At 53.7% G+C, this 438-nt stretch carries 1 protein-coding gene; it reads right to left on the bottom strand.

The window, feature by feature from the left end:
• Positions 1-129 precede the first annotated feature (129 nt).
• Positions 130-438 (bottom strand): hypothetical protein (locus AB4Z23_RS28570; protein WP_441361319.1); only part of this gene is annotated, 309 nt, incomplete at its 5' end.

The following is a 438-nucleotide window of genomic DNA, read 5'->3' as shown; positions in this document are numbered from 1 at the left end:
ACACCAGCCTCTTCAGATGAGGCGCTGTTGCGTTGGGGCGTTCGCCGCCAACAAAAACAGCGAGCGACTGGGATGCGACTTCCCTGCCCGACCTCGCTGCGTGAGGGTTCGCAGGTAAGCAAGCAACTTTCATTTTAGCTGCATCCCTGTCCAGCAAGGTCCGACAAGGAGGCGCCGATCTGGATTAACATCTGCCTTCTCGCCAAGCTCGTTCGCGCGGATCAAGTGAATAGGACCAGAATTCGGACAATTGGCGAACGGAATTTGGTCATTTTTTGATAAACGAGCCATCACTGCTATCGGCATCTGATATAAAGGCCGGTACTTGGGGGCATTCGAGCAGTGAGATTGACGGCGCTGGAAATGTAGTCGGTGTGCTGCTTGGCCGGTCTCAATATATGTCCCGTCAAGATGGCAACCGAACGAAAGGACATCAAC

This window comes from Agrobacterium sp. MCAB5 (genome assembly GCF_052114365.1).
Taxonomy (GTDB): Bacteria; Pseudomonadota; Alphaproteobacteria; order Rhizobiales; family Rhizobiaceae; genus Agrobacterium; species Agrobacterium tumefaciens.
The sequence above is the reverse complement of the archived record's forward strand: the minus strand, read 5'-3'. Positions and strand labels throughout refer to the sequence as shown.